Origin of the sequence: Hymenobacter pini (genome assembly GCF_020421205.1) — a bacterium.
Taxonomy (GTDB): domain Bacteria; phylum Bacteroidota; class Bacteroidia; order Cytophagales; family Hymenobacteraceae; genus Hymenobacter; species Hymenobacter pini.
The window spans coordinates 382,733-400,419 of the sequence record NZ_JAIZZH010000003.1 but is presented as its reverse complement, the minus strand read 5'-3'; the positions used below and the strand labels follow the sequence as shown (position 1 = coordinate 400,419).

The following is a 17,687-nucleotide window of genomic DNA, read 5'->3' as shown; positions in this document are numbered from 1 at the left end:
CCGCCAAACCTCCGGCCATCTGCCAACCCGACCCCAAGGCACTGCCCCGCCAATAACCCAAAAAGCCCCGGCCGTAACGGCCAGGGCTTTCGGGTTGATTCTGGCAGAAAGCCAGCGGGTTAGTTCTGCAATACCAGGCGTTTGGTGCTCAGTACCTTGTCGTTCTGCACCAGGCTGTAGAAGTACATACCGGCGGGCAAATCGGAGAGGTTGATGCTCATGCCGCCGTCAGCGGCTTCGGGGCGAATGGCCACCGTGCGGATTTCCCGGCCGATGATGTTGTTCAGGCGCAGCTTCAGGTCGTTTTTGGCTGGCAACTGGCTTACGGACACCGTTACCAGGCCGCGGCTGGGGTTGGGATACACCGAAAGGGTAGGGGCCAGGGCCCGAGCGGCCAGCGTGGGCGTGGCTACTGTGCGCACCGTAATGCTGCCAATCATGCCCTGGCGGATGCCATTGCTCACAAAGGAGTGGGCCGAACAGTAATACTTGAACGTGGTGCCAGCCATCAACGTGGAAATGGTATTGGTGGGCGTAGATGGGCTGATGGTAAAGGTGGACCACGCGTTGCTCTCCGATACGGTGGGGTGCACGCCGCTGCCCACGTTGCGCCACACTACCACGTCGCCGGGGTTGATGGTCACGTTTTCCGGGCTGTAGTAGTTGTCGCCCACTTCAATGGTGATGGTGGCCGCCAGCGCCGAAAGCTGGGCCAGCAGCAGAACGACCATCAGGACAAGGCGAGTAGAAAGTTTCATAGTGAAAGGGAAAATCGACAGAGGGTGGGAATAGTTGCTGCCCTTCTGGAAAAGCGAATAGCTAGCAAAACAGGACAATCATCGTGCCCGTTCCGAAAACCGGAACGTACCAACCAGATGCGCTGTCAGACGAATCCGTTGCATCCGGGTTTAATGGAGTGTGCTACGCGGTGCCGTATACCAGCAAATTGCCCACCAGCAATGCCTGCCCGGCGCGCAGGGCAGCCTGCCCTACGGCGTATGGCACCAACTCGCCGCCCACCGTGGTGAAATCAACCGGACGACAAAAGGGCAGCAGCGGCGCGGGGCGGTGGCTGGCAGAACGGCGCGGGGCGGCGGGAGCAAACATGACGGCTAGCAGTTAGTTACGAAACTATATCTGCCTACTCGGAGCCTCGCCTTGAAAGGTTGCCTGCCAACTACTGTAGATACTTAATTTCTTTTAAATCGAAATACCGCAGCTCCCGCCCTATGGCCAGGGCCAGCCGGCCGGCCTCGTCCACACCCACAATCTGGCCCCGTAGCCGCTGCCCCCCGGCCTCGTACTCGTGCTCCTCCTGAAACCGGTACAGCACCCGTAGATACTCCGTGCGCAGCGCCCCAATGCGACCGGCCCGCAACTGCAGGTAGCGCCGCTCCAGGTGCTCCAGCAGCCGGGCCGCTACTGCGGGCCGGTCATAGGGCCGGCCGGTAATGCGGGCCAGCGAAGTAGCCGTGGGCACGGCAAACTGCTGCTGGTTGATATTTATCCCAATTCCGACAATACTGTGCTGAATCTTTGCGCCACTGAGTGTGTTCTCAATTAGGATGCCTCCTAGCTTCTGGTTGCCGTAAAAAATATCGTTGGGCCACTTCACGCGTAGCTGCGGGCTGGGGCCTAGCAGTGCCGTCAGCCAGTCGTGCACGGCCAGCGCTACGGCCTGGCTCAGCAGAAACTGGTCGGCGGCGGGCAGAAATGCCGGCTTCCATACCACCGACATCGTCAGGTTTTCGCCGGCGGCGGCTTCCCACTGGTTGCCCCGCTGGCCGCGGCCGGCTGTCTGGTTGTCGGTAATTACGCAGCAACCATCCGTGGCCCGGTTTTGGACAACCAATTGCTGCGCCTCTGTGTTGGTAGAGCCGCATTCGGGCAACCAGACAAGCTGTTGGCCCGTGAAGAGCGTTTGGGGGGAGAGTGCCTCCACGTGTTTTTCGTACTTTGTGACGTTCAAACCTAACAATACCCTATGAAAAGTACCCTGGTTCGGCAGGATTCGGACAAGTTGGCAGATGTAGTAGTGCGCGGCATGCAGGAGAAGAAAGCCTCCGACATTGTGGTGCTCAACCTGAAAGACCTCAAAAACGCCGTGGCGGATTATTTCATTATCTGCTCGGCTTCCTCTGATACCCAGATTGACGCCATTGCGCGCTCCGTCGAAGAAGAAGTAGAAAAGCTTACCGGCCAGAACCCCTGGCAAACCGAAGGCCGCATGAACCGGGAGTGGGTGCTGCTCGACTACGTGGACGTTGTAGTGCACGTATTCCTGCGCGACCGTCGCCAGTTCTACGCGTTGGAAGAACTGTGGGGCGATGCCGAAATTACGTACGTGGAGGACGAAGTAACTCCGGCTACTGTAAAGTAAACTGCAGCCGTTTGCGTCTTTCTACCCGTAGGTGGTCACGCCAACAAACGCGCGGTTGGCGTGTTCCGCCTTTGTTTTTTGTTTTAGCAACCTAATTCATGTCTGATACGACGCCCAAGAAGAAAAAACCAACGCTGCCTAACCCGGCTCCGCGGCCAGGTATGCAGCTCTGGGTGCTGGTTGGCCTAGTCGTGCTCATCCTCGGGATGGTGTACGTTTCGCGCAGCGCCCCACCACTGGATATCACCCAGAAGCGCTTTGAGCAGATGCTGGTGAACGGCGACGTGAGCAGCATAACGCTCAACGGCCGCCAGGTAGAAGTAACTATTAAGAAAGAAGCTGCGCAGCGCCCGCCCTACAGCACTGAACTGGGCCGCCGGGGGCCGCTGGCCATCAACCAGGGTGCTCAATATGGCTTTCTGGTAGTAGATGGCAAGACCTTCAAGGAGGACCTGGATAAGGTGCAGGCTACGTTACCTCCCGACCGCCAGGTAGGTCTGAAAGTAACGGAAGACCGGGGTTACGGTGATTTTGTAACCACCTGGGGCTTCATGATTCTGCTGTTCGTGGGCTTCTGGTTCCTGATGCGCCGTATGGGCGGTGCCGGCGGACCCGGCGGCCAGATCTTCAACATCGGCAAGTCGCGCGCGGCCCTGTTTGAGGGTGGCGATAAGGTGAAAATTACGTTCAAAGACGTAGCCGGCTTGGAAGAAGCCAAGGAAGAGGTACAGGAAATTGTGGAGTTCTTGAAGAACCCCTCGAAGTTCACCATCCTGGGCGGTAAAATTCCGAAAGGTGCGTTGCTGGTAGGTCCTCCCGGTACAGGTAAAACCTTGCTAGCCAAAGCCGTAGCCGGCGAAGCTGACGTGCCGTTCTTCTCCCTGTCGGGTTCCGACTTTGTGGAGATGTTTGTGGGGGTAGGTGCGGCCCGGGTGCGTGACCTGTTTAAGCAGGCCAAAGCCAAAGCGCCCTGCATCATCTTCATCGACGAAATTGACGCTATCGGCCGCAGCCGCAGCCGGGGCAACGTGCCCGGTGGCAACGACGAGCGGGAAAATACCCTGAACTCCTTATTGGTAGAAATGGACGGTTTCGGTACCGATTCGGGAGTAATCATCCTGGCTGCCACCAATCGCCCCGATACCCTGGACTCGGCCCTGCTGCGTCCCGGCCGCTTCGACCGCCAAATCAGCATCGACAAGCCGGACATCAACGGCCGGACCCAGATTTTCAACGTGCACCTGAAGCCGCTGACGCTGGGCCCCGATGTGGAAGCCAAGAAGCTGGCTGCCCAGACGCCCGGTTTTGCCGGCGCTGAAATTGCCAACGTCTGCAACGAAGCCGCCCTTATTGCCGCCCGCCGCGACAAGAAGATGGTGACCATGCAGGACTTCACCGATGCCGTGGACCGCGTAATCGGCGGCCTGGAGAAGAAGAACAAAATCATCAGCCCCGGCGAGAAGCGGATTGTGGCCTACCACGAAGCTGGCCACGCTATTGCCGGCTGGTTCCTGGAGCACGCCGACCCGCTGGTGAAGGTGAGCATTGTGCCCCGTGGCGTTGCCGCGCTGGGCTACGCCCAGTACCTGCCCCGCGAGCAGTTCCTGTACAACACCGAGCAGCTCATGGACGAAATGTGTATGACGCTGGGTGGCCGCGCCGCCGAGGAGTTGGTATTCGGCAAGATTTCGACCGGTGCCCTGTCCGACTTGGAGCGCATTACCAAGGTGGCCTACAGCATCGTGACGATGTACGGTATGAACGCCAAGCTCGGCAACGTATCCTTCTACGACTCCAAGGGGCAAAACGAATACGGTTTTACCAAGCCGTACTCAGAAGCCACGTCGCAGATGATTGACGAGGAGGTGCGCACCATCATTGAGCAGGCCTACACCCGCACCAAGGAGTTGTTGACCGAACGCCGGCACGAATTGGAGGTAATAGCCAAAGAACTGCTGGAAAAGGAAATCTTGCTACAAGACGACCTGGAGCGTCTCGTTGGCAAGCGTCCCTTCGATAGCCAGACGACGTACCAAGCCCACATGGCAGGCACCGACCGTTCGGAAACTCTGAGTGAGCGCAAGCAGGAACACGCCGGTCTGCCCCTGGGCAACGACCTGCCCAACCTGAATCTGCCCGGCGTATCCAACGATTCAAATCAGTCGGATGCTCCTTCTGAGCCTACTGGCTCGGCCGTAACACCGGTGTAGGGCAATGGATCTAAGCAAAAGAAAAGCCCGCCCATATATATGGGCGGGCTTTTCTTTTACCTGGAGAAGAGGCTGCAGGCTACTATTGTACCGTCATCTCCTGGATGGCCAGGGTGTCGTTGGTGCTGGATGACAACGTCAGGGTACCACTTACGGGCCAGGTAACCGTGATGCTCTGCGTACTGGTGGGTTTTTGCTTGGTAGAAACGAATACCCAATACTTTGTGCCAACCGGTTTATTCGCCAATACAAAAGGCTTGGTTTCCTTACCGCCTTTGGTTTCGCTCCAGTTCATGCTACCGGCCAGAATGGTGCCTTTACCAATTTGTGCATCGGAGAGGGTCGGAGCCACCCCTAGCCGGGCAATAGTATTGGGAGCCGCGGCGTAACCCGTCATTCCCAACTGGTACGTAACCGTGGAACTCTGAATGGCGGGTGGTTGTGGGTCCGTCTGTTTGTCGTCGTCGCCGCAGCCGGGCAGTGCTGTTACGCCTAGGGCCAGCAGAAAAAAAGTAGCTAGTGAAGTAGATTTCATGGAGTAAGGACAAATAGCTTGTTTCAAAGATAAGAACACTCCCGTACCTGAGGGGAGTTCCGGTGCCGGTGCACCGCGCCAAAAACCCCGTACCTTTACTGCCATGTCGGATACCTCGCGTGATATTGTGCTGCGCCGCATCAGAGAATCGTTGCGCAAAACGGCGCCCCAGCCGGAGCGCCCCGATTTTACGGCCCCACTGCATCCCCGGCCCGCGCCCGGCGACGACTTAGCCGTGCTGTTTGCCCAGAGCTTTGTGCGTGTGGGCGGCGTGTTTTTCTTCTGCGACTCAGTAGAGCATTTCTACGATCAACTGTTTGCCTACAAGCAGGAGAAAGGCTTGGAACATCTGTACGTGTGGGAGCCGGAGCTGAAGAAGCTGCTACACGAGGGTAATATTGTGTTCCAAGGTGATGAAACCGATTTCAAGGACCACGCCGACGCCGGCCTGACTACCTGCGAAGCTCTGGTGGCCCGTACGGGCAGCGTGCTGGTATCGGCGGCAACGGGTAGTGGCCGCCGCCTGAGCATCTACCCTGACCAACACCTGATTCTGGCCCGCACCTCGCAGGTGGTAACTGATATTGCCGATGGCCTGAAGCTGCTGCAGCAAAAATACGGGCCCGACAAGCTGCCCTCGATGGTGTCGTTGACCACCGGCCCCAGCCGCACGGCGGATATCGAAAAAACCTTGGTGCTGGGCGCGCACGGCCCGCGCAGCATTGTGCTCTTTTTATTGGATGACGCGCCCCCCGCAACTACCTGACCTAGCCCTGCCCCCCGGCCGCCGGGTATATTTTGCCTCCGATTTTCACTTGGGTGCTCCTGATGCCACCCGTTCCCGGGAGCGGGAGCAGCGCATTGTGCGCTGGCTGGATGAGGCCGCCCGCGACGCGGCGGCCATCTACCTGCTGGGCGACATCTTTGACTTCTGGTTTGAGTACCGCCACGCCATTCCGCGCGGGTTTATCCGGCTGCAGGGCAAGCTGGCCGAGCTAACGGATGCCGGCATTCCGGTAACTTTCTTCACCGGCAACCATGATATGTGGATGTTCGACTACTTTACCAAGGAGCTGAATATTCCCATTCTGCGTAACCCGGTGAGCCAGCGTATTGGCGGTCATCAGTTCCATATCGGCCACGGCGACGGCCTGGGCCCCGGCGACCATACGTACAAGCTGCTGAAGCGGGTGTTTGCCTCGCCGGTGGCGCAGTGGCTGTTTGCGCGCCTGCACCCCAACCTGGGCATTGGTATTGCCAACCGCTGGAGCCGGCACAGCCGCCTGCAAAACGGCGCGGCCGACGAGCGGTATTTCGGCGACGATGAGTGGCTGCTAGCCTATTGCCGGGAAGTACAGCAGCAGTTTCCGCACGAATACTACGTGTTTGGGCACCGGCACCTGCCGCTGGATGTGGAGGTAGCCCCCGGCAGCCGCTATGTGAACCTGGGAGAGTGGGTCAATTATTGCTCCTACGGCGTGTACGATGGGCAGCAACTGGCACTTAAGCATTATGAAACGGGCCGCTAACCGGGGCAGGCGTGGCTTGGCGTGGTCGGCAGTGCTGCTGACCGTGCTGGCAGTGGCCGAAGCACAGGCGCAAACCACTGCTCCAGCCGCCGGCTCAGTGGCCCCGGCGGGGCAGGCGGCGCCTGTAGTGAGCAGTCCGGCCCCAATTACTACCACCACTACCGGCTGGCAACTGGTGCGCACTATCAAGCTGGCGCAGCCCGGTGCGGCCTCTCTCGATAGGCGTGGTAATCTGTACGTAACGGATGCGCAGAACAACCTGCACCAGTACAGCCCCGACGGTCAGGCGTTAAACACGTACTCACCAGCCCTGCCCGGCCATACCATGCAGGTAGAAGCCTGGAATACGGCCAAAGTGCTGGTGTTTTATGACGACCGGCAGCAGATAGTGCTGCTGGACCGGTTTCTGGCCCCATTGTCCGAACTGGGCCTGGCCGACTTTCTGGACGGGCAAGCCCGTGTGGCCACACTGGCCCCCGACGACCGGTTCTGGCTGCTCAATGAATCGGACCTGACGCTGCGGCAGTTTGATGTAACGCAGAAGCGCTTCACCATCACCACCCCGTTGGACCTCCTTATCGGCCGCACCCGGCCCGATTTCCGGTTTCTGCGGGAGTACCAGAACAACTTGTACCTGCTGGACCGCAGCAGCGGCATATACGTGTTTGATAATCTGGGTAACTACCGCAAAAAGCTCCCCTTTGCGGGCCTCACTACCGTGGGCTTCCGCGGCGACGAGCTATACTACCAGGCCGCCGATGGGCTGCATTTCTTTCACCTGTACCGCCTGACGGAGCGGGTACTGCCTCTGCCCACGGCCGGGAGCACGCAGGTGTTGGTAGGTGAGCAATACGCTTACCTATTACTACCCGGAGCGGTGCAGGTGTATAAATTCTAGGTAGAAAATTAGGGCGCAGCTTACGGTGGCAAAATGGCTGCCGGGTACAACAGGCCGAGGTCTGGCCGACATGTAGTTGGTTCTGGGGGCAAGCTGAGCCATAACCAGGGCTGCGAAGCGCGCGTTGGGAGGAGGGCGTTGGTCGGGCCCGGCTGGCGTTTGTCAAGCTCTCAACCTTTTCCGGCCTATGAAAGCACTTGTGTACCACGGTATGCGCGACGTCCGCGTGGATACCGTCGACGACCCCCAGATTGAGGATGCGCGCGACGCCATCATTCGGGTAACCAGTACGGCCATTTGCGGCTCCGACCTGCACATCTACAACGGCAGTATTCCGCAGCCCCGGCCCATGGTGCTGGGCCACGAGTTTATGGGCATTGTGGAAGAAGTAGGGAAAGGCGTGGGCGGCAAACTGAAAGTAGGCGACCGGGTAGTAGTACCCTTCCCGATTGCCTGCGGCACGTGTTACTTCTGCAACCACGACCTGCCCGGCCACTGCGAAAACTCCAACCCCGAGCATTACGGCCCCGAAGGGGGGCTGCTTACCGAGAAAGGAGGCGCCTTGTTTGGCTATACCGACCTCTACGGCGGCTACAACGGCGGCCAGGCCGAGTACGTGCGCGTACCCTACGCCGACTACGGCCCCCGCGTCATCCCCGACAGTATTACCGATGAGCAGGCCCTGTTCCTGACCGATATTTTTCCCACTGGCTACTCCGGCATCGATTGGGGAAACGTGCAGGGTGGCGAAATTGTAGCCATTTTCGGCTCGGGGCCGGTGGGTATTATGGCCGCCAAATCGGCGTGGTTGCGCGGGGCCGCCCGCGTTATTATTGTGGATACCCTGCAATACCGCCTCGATAAAGCCCGGCAGTCGGCCCGCGTGGAAACCATTCTGTGGGAGAATGCCAAGGACGTAGTGGAGCAAATTCGGGAGATGAGCGGCGGCCGTGGGGCCGATGTGTGCGTGGAAGCTGTGGGCTTTGAGCCTGACCGGAGCCTGTTGGACCGGGCCAAAGCCGTGGTAAACTTCGAAAAAGGCTCGCCTAAGGTTCTGGAAGCTTGCATGAGTGCCGTGCGCCGGGGCGGTACGGTGTCGGTTTTGGGCGTGTACACCACTCCCTTCGACAACTTCCCCATCAGTCAGTTCTTTGACAAGGGCATTCACCTTATCGGGGGACAGGCCCCGGCCCAAAAGCACATCGATAAGCTGCTCCAGTATGTTATCGACGGCAAAGTGGTACTCGATGACATCATCACCCACCGGCTGCCCTTGTCGGAAGCCGCACACGGCTACGACATCTTCCGCCACAAAAAAGACAACTGCGTGAAAGTGGTGCTGAAACCCTGAACCCCTATGATAGGTAAGTGAAAAAAGGCTGGCCCGTGGGGTCAGCCTTTTTTATGTGCTCAGTCAGCCGCAGGCCAGCACGCAAACCCTCTGGGTAAAGCGTAGTGCGAGGCGTAGGCTGGCCGATTTCTGGTTACATTTGACTAGGGCTGCCTCCTGGGCAGTTCTGCCGCTCCGCTTGCCTCTCCACAGCCAACTCTGCCGCATGTCCGTTTCGGTATTTCGTTCTGTAAGTGCTCTTGTATTGCTGTTTGCCGGCCACCTTACCTTGGCGCAGCAGGCTACACCACCCGCCCGGCGGCTGGCTCCGGGTACCGAAGCCGCGCCGGCCCACCGGCTGCTGCGCGTGAGCGTAACCGACGAAACGGCGTTCCGGCAGTGGCTGACCCGGCAGTATCCCCAGGCCCGCGTGCAGGCGGAACCCGGCCATGCCCGTTTGCTGCGGGTGCGGGGAGTAGCGGCGGCGGCGCTGGTAAGCTGCCCCGCGGTAACTTTTGTGGAAGCCGCCGACCGGCAGTCTCGCCCGGAGCGCCAGCTAAACGGCGCCGACTTCACGGCCAACAAGGTAACCACCACGCACGCGCGCTACCCGCAGGTAACGGGCGAGGGTTTGACGGTGTCCGTGAAAGAAAGCCCGCTGGATATCAACGATATTGACTTCAAAGGACGGCTCATCAACCCCGATCCGCAGGCCCAGACCCTGAATTCGCACTCCACCATTATGGCTACGCTGATAGCCGGTGGCGGCAACTCCTCGCCCAACGGCAAAGGCGCCGCTTGGCGGGCGCGCATTGCCCAGTCCAGCTACGACAACCTATTGCCTGACAACGGAGCTACTCTGACCGCGCAAGGGGTATCGGTGCAGAATCACTCGTACGGGGTCAGCGTGGAGAACTTCTATGGTCAGGAGGCTCAGGCGTATGATCAGCAAGCCACGCAATATCCTGCGCTGCTGCACGTATTCTCATCGGGCAACTCCGGCAACCAAGTTGCTCCGGCTGGACCCTATGCTGGGCTGACGGGCACGGCCAACCTGACCGGTGAATTCAAAAACTCTAAAAACAGCCTGAGCGTGGGTGCTACCGATGCCTTGGGCCAAGTGGCACCGCTAAGCTCCCGGGGGCCGGCTGCGGATGGCCGGGTGAAGCCCGAACTGGTTGCCTACGGCGACGGAGGTACCTCCGATGCTGCCGCGCTGGTATCGGGTATCAGCCTGCTCGCGCAACACGCCTACCAGTTGCAGCGCGGTACTTTGCCCTCGGCCGCTCTGGTAAAAGCTGCCCTGATAAATACGGCTGATGATACCGGCCGCCCCAACGTAGATTTTACAGCTGGCTACGGGCAGGCCGATGCTCTGGGCGCGGTGCAGACGATGCTGGAAGGCCGCTTTCGGGAGGGAACGGTAAAGCAGGGCGAAGGGCAAAACTACCCGATTTCGGTGCCGGCCGGTACGCACCGGCTCAAGGTAACCCTGACGTGGACGGACCCGGCCGCCGCCGCCAACGCGGCCACTACGCTCGTCAACGACCTGGACCTGACGCTGCAGGCCGCCGGCGGCGCGCAAAGCTGGTACCCCTGGACGCTCAGCGCCTATCCGCACCTTGACTCCCTGGCCCTGCCGGCCCGCCGCCGACCTAACCACCGCGACAATGTGGAGCAGATAACCATCGACAGCCCCGCTGCTGGTAACTACCTAATTCGGGTGCAGGGCAACCGGCTCGGGCAAGGCCCGCAGCCTTTCAGTGTTGCCTACGAGTTGGAAAATGGCCTAACCTGGGTGCACCCATCCAAGGCCCGCAACCTGCGCGCCGGCGAATCGGCGCTGCTGCGCTGGCAGTGGGCCGGCCCGGCTACGGCGGCCCGGTTGGAATACAAACCTGCGGGCCAAACCACCTGGAGCACTATCAGCCCCTCACTTGACCTGGTGCAGCAGACGTTCCGCTGGACGGCGCCCAACACTACCGAAGTCGCGCAGCTGCGGCTGCTCAGCGGCGCGGGCGCTACCCTATCCGATACCTTTTTCGTGGCCCGGCCCCTGGCGTTGAATGTGGGCTATACTTGCTCCGACGAAACCCTGTTGAACTGGCGACGGGTGGCCGGAGCTACGCAGTATCAGGTGTACGTGCTTGGTGCCACGCACCTGGAGCCCTACCGCCTGCTCGCTGACACCGCGCTGCTGCTTACGCCTGTCGATATGGTAGCCCGCTACTACGCCGTGGCGCCCGTAATCCAGGGCCGGGTAGGGGAGCGGGGCAGCACTCTGGATATAACCCAGCCCGAGTTTGGCTGCTACATCCGCTCATTTCTGCCCCAGCAGTCGGTAATGGATACGGTGCGGTTCACGTTGGTATTGGGCTCTACTTATCGTGTGCAAACGGTGGCCCTGGAGCGCCGCAACCCTGATGGGACCTTTTCTGCAGTTCAAACCCGCACTACCGGCCTGCAGCTTACTACTCAGTTGATCGATCCGCAGCCCCAACCAGGGCAAAATGGTTACCGGGTGCGGTTGCAACTCACCTCCGGGCGCGTACTGTACAGCCGGGTAGAGGAGGTATTCTACGTGCCCGCCGTAGCCGATGTATTGGTATATCCGGTTCCTCTGACTGCCGGTGAGCCCCTTACCGTAGTAGGCCCACCCGACCAGGAATTGCGCGTGCGGCTGTTCGATATGACCGGCCGCTTGCTCAGTGAGCAGACCACCGATACCAGCGTTATCAAAGCGCTGGATACGCATGGGCTGCGCCCCGGCACCTACTGGCTGCGCATCAGCATGCCCGGTGGCCGCGAAGTTTCCCGTCGCATCTTGGTGTTGTAAAGCACCAGTTGCTATGTAAGCAGCTCCTGAAATTGGCTGTCGGAAGGTAGCCCACTAGCAAAAAGGCTTTCCACTGAAGTAATTGTTTACTTCGTTGGAAAGCCTTTTTGTTGGCAAGCACTACGTCTTGAGTAAGCTCATATTGGCTGCCCAGCGCATAAGCTAAGTCAGAGGATTTGTATAAGCTAAATCGAGACTATGCAAGGTGTTAGGAAGCTGTGGATGAAAGCGCATGATGATCTGCTAGCTCATTCACCATACAACTAGTAGCAATAATGCAGAGCGAGAGACTGTGCCTCTGTTTGAAAAACAAAAACGCCCCCGGCCAGAGCAGCCAGGGGCGTTTGAGCTAGTAAGCTGTAAAGCTTAGTAAACGTAGTTCAGAGCAGTTACGTCGTTCGAGTTGAACGGACGGCTTACACCGTTGCCCACGCAAGCCAGCATCCACGAGTTGGGGTCAGCGCCCGAAGGAGTGCCGGGGATGAGGATAGCACCCACCGTGCTAGCGCCTTCGTTCGAGGCCGAGCCACCGCAGCTATACGCGCGGTTGAAATAGTCGGTGTGGCGGAAACCAATGCAGTGGCCCATTTCGTGCGCCATGATGGTAGCAATGTAGTTCACATTGGTGCTGTTGATTACCGAAGGCGACAGTTTGAAGCCAGGAGCGGGGTTACCATTCGAGGGGAAGCCACCCGACTGGCCCAGTACACCGGCGCCCAGGTACTGCGACGTGATAGGTAGGTCAGCCGTGCCCGAAGTGATGCGTGTGAAGCGCAACTGCAGGTTCTGGGCATTGTAACGACGGATAGCTTCGTCAACTGCCGAGTAATAGGCCGAGGGGAAGCTGCCCACCATCGTAACGGTGAGAGTGCGGGGCAGGCGCTGCACCAAGTTGGTGGTGCGGTACTGCTCATCCTGGCCTACACGCATTACTTTGTAATCGGGGGAGCTAGCCAGCATTTCGTTCGTCAGCAGGATGTCGCCTTCTACGCGCACACCGCCTTCAACCTTCTGAGCACCAGCAGCCGTGAAGCCCAGTGCTTTGATCTGGTTGATGGTTGCCTCCGATACTTCATTCTTTACCTCAACATTGGCTTTTTCCTGGCAGGAAGACAGCGAGAGGCTAGCGGCAGCCAGCATGGCGAGCGGGGCGAGTACTTTAAGTGTTTTCATGAAATTTGGTTGTGGAATGGTTGAAGAACGTGGTAAACATAGGATATGATTGATGATATTTCAAAACATTGACCTATAATTTATCAAAATTATATACAGTCATTGATTGAGATTCAAACCTGAATGGCTCGTGCATCGCAACGAAAAAGTAGGACTATATAGATTTATGAATTTTATATGAAAGATGTATTTGCAGCAGATAGGACCGGTTTTCCTACTAAGACAGTAGTCTATTTTGTCTTGGTTTAGTGGTATGTACCACAATTTTAGACATGACTGAAATACAGGCTGGCTGAGTGCCAAGCATGGCCCCGGCTATTTCTCTATCTTTGTAGACAACCGATTTCATGCGGCCCGCCTTTCCCGGCCGCTTTACCATAGATATTTCAAGCCGTGGCTTGCTCATCCTGCTCCTCCGGTGGGGGCTGCTCTACTACTGCCAAGGGCTGCGGCTCCAAAGGCAGTTGCAGCAGCGGCTGTACCCGCCTCAACGTATTCGACTGGCTCCACGACCTGGACGTGCCCAGCGACTTTAAAGAATTTGACCTCGTGGAAGTCCGCTTCAAAGGCGGGCGCAAAGATTTCTTCCGTAACCAAAGCCGCCTGCCCCTCATCACCGGCGACGCCGTGGTGGTGGAAGCTCCCGGCAACGGCTGGCATTTGGGCCACGTGTCGCTGAAGGGCGAGCTGGTACGCCTGCAGATGAAGAAGAAGAAAGTCCCGCTCGACTCCAAGGACATCCGCCCGATTCTGCGGGTGGCTACCGAGCAGGACGCCGAGCGGTGGCAAGCCGTGCGCGACCTGGAAACCGGCACCATGTTCCGGGCCCGGGCTGTGGTGGATGAGCTGCGCCTGAAGATGAAGCTTTCCGACGTAGAGTACCAAGCCGACCGTACCCGGGCTACCTTCTTCTACTCGGCCGATGACCGGGTGGATTTTCGGGACCTGATTAAGCGCTTGGCCGATGAGTTTCGGGTGCGGGTGGAAATGCGCCAGATTTCGCTGCGCCACGAAGCCGGCCGCCTGGGCGGTATCGGCTCGTGCGGACGGGAACTGTGCTGCTCTACCTGGCTGTCGGACTTCAAAAGCGTGAGCACCACTGCCGCCCGCTACCAGAACCTGAGCCTGAACCCCGCCAAGCTCTCGGGCCAGTGCGGCCGTCTTAAGTGCTGCCTCAACTACGAGCTGGACACCTACCTCGACGCCCTGAAGGACATTCCGCAGGTGCAGCGCCCCTTGCTCACGGAGAAGGGCGACTACACCCTGCAGAAGACGGACATCTTCCGGCGTAAAATGTGGTTTGCCGTGCGCGGCGACAACAACTGGGTGGTAGTGCCGACGGAGCGCGTGCGGGAAGTGCAGGAAATGAACAAGCGCGGCGAAAAGCCCGACAGCTTGCTCGTGCCGGTGCGCGAAGAAGAAAAAACGCCCGAGGTGACGGCTATTGTGGAAGGCTCGCTGGAGCGCCTCGATGACAAAATCAAATCAGCGAAGCGGAGCAAGCGCGGCAAAAAGAAAAAAGGGGAGGAGACGGTAGCCGCCGTGCCAACTGCGCGCCCTGGCCGGGGCAGCAGCCGCGGCCCCGCTCCTGAAAGCCGTCCGGTGCCTGCATCTGAACCTGCTGCTTCGGCTGACCTGCCCGATATGCCAGCTGAAGGCTCCGAAGAGCGGGCCCGCCCCCGGGGCGCTGCGGCCCGGCCGCTGAACCGGCGGGGCCGGGGCCGCGGTGGCGAAAGTCGCCGCACTACCGACGGATCTTCTGCACCGGAGGCTTCCCGCTCGGGCCGGGATACTGCGGCCCGCCCACCTCGTACTGCCCCTGATGGGCCGGAAGGCAACAGCCGCCCTAATGGCGAGGCCGGCGAAGGACGGCGCGGCCGTTCCGGCCGCCGGTCGGGTCGCTCGGGGCGCGGCTCAGGCGCCGATGGTTCTACTGCTTCTGCATCTTAATAACTGACTATGCGCTTTCTCCGGCGTCTGCTTCCGGTAGCCGGCTTGCTGCTGCTGGCCGCCTGCAACCCCAACGAGGTGTACGAAAAGAATACGGACCTGAAGTCGCCGCTGGGCGAGCCGTATGTGTGGGCCGTGCAGGATAAGCCCACCTTCGAGTTCGAAATTCCGGATACCACGCAGCGGTACGATGTGTACTTCAACATCCGCAACGCGGCCGACTACGAGTATTACAACCTCTACGTGAAGCACACGCTGAGCGGCCCTGATGGCAAGCCCATTTCCCGGCTGCTGCACGAGATGCTGCTGATGGACCCAAAAACCGGAGAGCCCCGTGGCGACGGTTCCGGGGATATTTTCGACCACCGGTTTCTGGCCCTGCCCAACCAAAAGTTCCGCCAACCGGGACCGTACAAGATTGTGTTGGAGCAATACATGCGCCAAGACCAGCTGCGCGGCATTATGGCCGTCGGCGTTCGGGTAGTGAAGCACGTACCGTAGAATGAACGTCATCATTCAGCGCTAAAGCAAAACAAGGCCCGCCGGTACTCCCGGCGGGCCTTGTTTTGCTTTAGCGCTGAATGGCCTGGTTAGATGCGCTCTACCTTCACGGCATTCTGGCCCTTGCGGCCGTCAATTACATCAAACGAAACCCGGTCGTTTTCCCGGATTTCGTGTACCAGGCCGGTTTGGTGCACGAAAATCTCCTGGCCGTTTTCATCCTGAACGATGAATCCGTAGCCCTTCGATTCATTGAAAAATTTCACTTTGCCAGTTTTCATAGCGTGTGTTGGCGGTTGTGGTATGAAAGAATGGCGGTAAATCTACATGGTTTTCCAGATTGGCAAAATATCTAATGACTGAACGCCCCGGCCACGGTTGCGTATGACTCGGTACTAGTTTCACTGCTTCCCCGTAGCCATGTCTGACGAAACCCTGCCTTCTCAACCGGCCAACGAACAGGCCGCCAATCAGAACCATACGCCTGCGCCGGATCAAGCCCAGGTGCCCGCGCCGCTGCAAACCCCGGCCAATACCACCGGCCAGCAGCCGTTCGCCCATGATTTCAACCACGAGCAAAACGAACTGTCCGGCGCCAGCCGCGGGGAGTTTGGGCGGCAGTCGGCCCAGGGCGTTACCCAGGGCGGATATGGTAACGAGCCAAGCCGGGGCAGCGCCACTTACGCCGGCTCGCTGGACACGCCGCCCGCAACCACCGGTTACGTGGGCGAGCGGGAGCAGCGCCCGGCCGGCTTTGCCTCCGACGAAAACGGCAGTTTCGGGACCCAGCCGGTTGGGGCAACGCTGCCGGCGGGCTCGGCCGTAGGCGCCCATTTCGTCAACGATAATGCTGCCCCCAAAGGCACTGACTCGGGCTTTGCCCCGGATTACGGCACTTCGTCGTTGGGTGGAGCCCCGGCGGCTTCGGGTGACGTAACGAATCAGCAGCGCAACCAGCGCGAAGACTACACGCCCAACCACCCGGAAGGCGGCCCCCGGGGCCTGCACACCGGCGTAGCGGCCCCCAACGCCCCCGAGGCTACCGACGAGGCCGAAGCTACGCCAAACCGGGAGCCACGCAGCGGCTACACTGCCGCCGGCTCACCGGATGCGCAGGGCGGGGCGGAAAAGGGCTTCGGCTCGAAAGGTGGCTCCTATAACGATGAGTACGACGCGGCCCAAAGCAGTCAGCAGGCGGGCTCCCCGGCGCGCGGCGACTTTGACCGCCAAGAGGGCGCCCGTAATTACGGCGGCGCTTCGGATGATCGTACGCACCCCGATAATTCCCCGGATTACGGCTCGGCTCCCGGCCGAACTGGTACGCCTGATTAACCGGTTTTTGATTTGCCTGAAAGCCCAGTGGGGGCCGGACGCATGCAGTCCGGCCCCCACCGGGCTTTCAGGCTAGTTGAAATATTCTACTTTCGATGAGCTTGGAACAGTTTGCCCTTTTCGTTGCTGATAATAAAATCCTGTTTGTTGATGAACACCAACGCCTCCGCCTGGCCCGATTTGGATAGGGTCAGCGTGGTTTTAAGGCCGTCGAACAGGCGGCGGCCGGGCAGACGCTCGAACAGATATACCCGGGCGGTGCCCAGCAACGCTACCCGGCGGCCATCGGGGCTGATATCGGCGGCCGTAACCCAGGTGGGGAGTTGCAGGCTGTCGGCGAGACGGGCGGTGTAGCGGCCGGGTGCGGCGGGTAGCACGTATTGCTTTACCATACCACCCGTGCCCCGGTTTTTGGTGAATAGGTACAGGCTATCCTGATAGTAGTAAAAGGCTTCACAGTCGAAGTTGCGGCGGGGCTTCCGGGGTGGAAACGCGTGCTGGTCGGGGTACTTGAATAGGATGGTATCCACATGCTGCAGCTCAGGGCCACTAAGGCGGTAAATGCGCAGGTTGCGCCGCTTGTTCTGGTTGTTGCCAAAGTCACCGATGTAGAGCCGGTGCTCCTCATCCTGCGTCAGGTCCTCCCAATCGATATTCTGAATAGGGTCCAGGTCCAGGGCCTGCAGCAAGTCACCCTGCCGCGTGATGCGGTAGAGCCGGGCCGTGTTGCCACCGTCGGCGTGCGTCCACAGGTCGCCTTCCGGGGTGGCATTTTCCAACCCAGAGCTTTCTTTGGCCCGCGCCGCAATGCGGCCAATTTCCGAAACGGTGTAGTGGTCGGTAGCATCGGCAAAGGAGCCGCGGCCTTGGTCGGGGGTGCAGCTAAGTAGCGCCAGCGGAAGAAAGGCGAAGGAAAAGCGCAGAAATACAGCCATACCAGAAAATCAAACCTCAAATTTCAGCCGAGAGACAGGCCACTTACGCCGAGTCAGCCGATTCGGCCACCGAAATAG

At 59.5% G+C, this 17,687-nt stretch carries 17 protein-coding genes; 10 read left to right on the top strand and 7 right to left on the bottom strand.

What is annotated here, in order from left to right:
• Positions 1 to 119: 119 nt before the first annotated feature.
• The 3 genes from LF252_RS13000 to LF252_RS12990 form a co-directional block, all read right to left on the bottom strand.
• Positions 120 to 758 (bottom strand): T9SS type A sorting domain-containing protein, encoded by a 639-nt coding sequence (locus LF252_RS13000; protein ID WP_226270022.1) that lies wholly within the window; start codon positions 756 to 758, stop codon positions 120 to 122.
• A gap of 163 nt (positions 759 to 921) precedes the next feature.
• Positions 922 to 1,107 (bottom strand): hypothetical protein, encoded by a 186-nt coding sequence (locus tag LF252_RS12995; RefSeq protein ID WP_226270021.1) that lies wholly within the window; start codon positions 1,105 to 1,107, stop codon positions 922 to 924.
• 70 nt (positions 1,108 to 1,177) lie between these two features.
• Complete coding sequence (locus LF252_RS12990; protein WP_226270020.1) at positions 1,178 to 1,942, bottom strand: biotin--[acetyl-CoA-carboxylase] ligase; 765 nt, start codon at positions 1,940 to 1,942, stop codon at positions 1,178 to 1,180.
• A gap of 42 nt (positions 1,943 to 1,984) precedes the next feature.
• On the opposite strand from LF252_RS12990, the gene rsfS reads away from it, so the two are divergent.
• On the top strand, positions 1,985 to 2,380 hold the full coding sequence (gene rsfS / locus LF252_RS12985) for a ribosome silencing factor (protein ID WP_226270019.1): 396 nt from the start codon (positions 1,985 to 1,987) through the stop codon (positions 2,378 to 2,380).
• Between the two features lie 98 nt (positions 2,381 to 2,478).
• Positions 2,479 to 4,590 carry an ATP-dependent zinc metalloprotease FtsH gene (ftsH, locus tag LF252_RS12980; protein WP_226270018.1) on the top strand — a complete coding sequence of 704 codons (2,112 nt, stop codon included), beginning with the start codon at positions 2,479 to 2,481 and terminating at the stop codon, positions 4,588 to 4,590.
• An 82-nt stretch (positions 4,591 to 4,672) separates the two neighbouring features.
• Here the strand turns inward: ftsH and LF252_RS12975 are convergent, their stop codons facing one another.
• Complete coding sequence (locus LF252_RS12975) at positions 4,673 to 5,125, bottom strand: hypothetical protein (RefSeq protein WP_226270017.1); 453 nt, start codon at positions 5,123 to 5,125, stop codon at positions 4,673 to 4,675.
• A gap of 103 nt (positions 5,126 to 5,228) precedes the next feature.
• Here LF252_RS12975 and LF252_RS12970 point away from each other — a divergent pair, with 103 nt between their 5' ends.
• From LF252_RS12970 to LF252_RS12950, 5 genes are all read left to right on the top strand, one after another.
• On the top strand, positions 5,229 to 5,891 hold the full coding sequence (locus LF252_RS12970) for a LutC/YkgG family protein (RefSeq protein WP_226270016.1): 663 nt from the start codon (positions 5,229 to 5,231) through the stop codon (positions 5,889 to 5,891).
• Complete coding sequence (locus LF252_RS12965) at positions 5,866 to 6,654, top strand: UDP-2,3-diacylglucosamine diphosphatase (protein ID WP_226270015.1); 789 nt, start codon at positions 5,866 to 5,868, stop codon at positions 6,652 to 6,654. Before LF252_RS12970 ends, LF252_RS12965 begins: the two co-directional genes overlap by 26 nt.
• Positions 6,638 to 7,552, top strand: coding sequence for a hypothetical protein (locus LF252_RS12960; protein WP_226270014.1), 915 nt, complete (start codon positions 6,638 to 6,640; stop codon positions 7,550 to 7,552). The genes LF252_RS12965 and LF252_RS12960 overlap by 17 nt, the downstream gene beginning before the upstream one ends.
• Positions 7,553 to 7,739: 187 nt before the next feature.
• A complete protein-coding gene (locus tag LF252_RS12955; protein ID WP_226270013.1) occupies positions 7,740 to 8,903 on the top strand; it encodes a zinc-dependent alcohol dehydrogenase in 1,164 nt (387 codons plus the stop codon).
• A 205-nt stretch (positions 8,904 to 9,108) separates the two neighbouring features.
• Entirely contained in the window at positions 9,109 to 11,718 is a 2,610-nt protein-coding gene (locus tag LF252_RS12950; protein WP_226270012.1) for a S8 family serine peptidase, read from the top strand.
• Positions 11,719 to 12,084: 366 nt separating this feature from the next.
• Here the strand turns inward: LF252_RS12950 and LF252_RS12945 are convergent, their stop codons facing one another.
• Entirely contained in the window at positions 12,085 to 12,891 is an 807-nt protein-coding gene (locus LF252_RS12945; RefSeq protein ID WP_226270011.1) for a M57 family metalloprotease, read from the bottom strand.
• A gap of 393 nt (positions 12,892 to 13,284) precedes the next feature.
• Here LF252_RS12945 and LF252_RS12940 point away from each other — a divergent pair, with 393 nt between their 5' ends.
• Both LF252_RS12940 and LF252_RS12935 read left to right on the top strand, forming a co-directional pair.
• The gene (locus tag LF252_RS12940) at positions 13,285 to 14,841 is read left to right on the top strand and encodes a PSP1 domain-containing protein (protein WP_394370404.1); all 1,557 of its coding nucleotides are present in this window, start codon (positions 13,285 to 13,287) and stop codon (positions 14,839 to 14,841) included.
• Between the two features lie 9 nt (positions 14,842 to 14,850).
• Positions 14,851 to 15,342, top strand: coding sequence for a gliding motility lipoprotein GldH (locus LF252_RS12935; protein ID WP_226270010.1), 492 nt, complete (start codon positions 14,851 to 14,853; stop codon positions 15,340 to 15,342).
• Positions 15,343 to 15,431: 89 nt separating this feature from the next.
• On the opposite strand, the gene LF252_RS12930 is transcribed toward LF252_RS12935, so the two are convergent.
• A complete protein-coding gene (locus tag LF252_RS12930; protein WP_125417967.1) occupies positions 15,432 to 15,623 on the bottom strand; it encodes a cold-shock protein in 192 nt (63 codons plus the stop codon).
• 139 nt (positions 15,624 to 15,762) lie between these two features.
• On the opposite strand from LF252_RS12930, the gene LF252_RS12925 reads away from it, so the two are divergent.
• The gene (locus LF252_RS12925) at positions 15,763 to 16,674 is read left to right on the top strand and encodes a hypothetical protein (protein WP_226270009.1); all 912 of its coding nucleotides are present in this window, start codon (positions 15,763 to 15,765) and stop codon (positions 16,672 to 16,674) included.
• Between the two features lie 86 nt (positions 16,675 to 16,760).
• On the opposite strand, the gene LF252_RS12920 is transcribed toward LF252_RS12925, so the two are convergent.
• Positions 16,761 to 17,609, bottom strand: coding sequence for a hypothetical protein (locus LF252_RS12920; protein WP_226270008.1), 849 nt, complete (start codon positions 17,607 to 17,609; stop codon positions 16,761 to 16,763).
• Positions 17,610 to 17,687 lie beyond the last annotated feature (78 nt).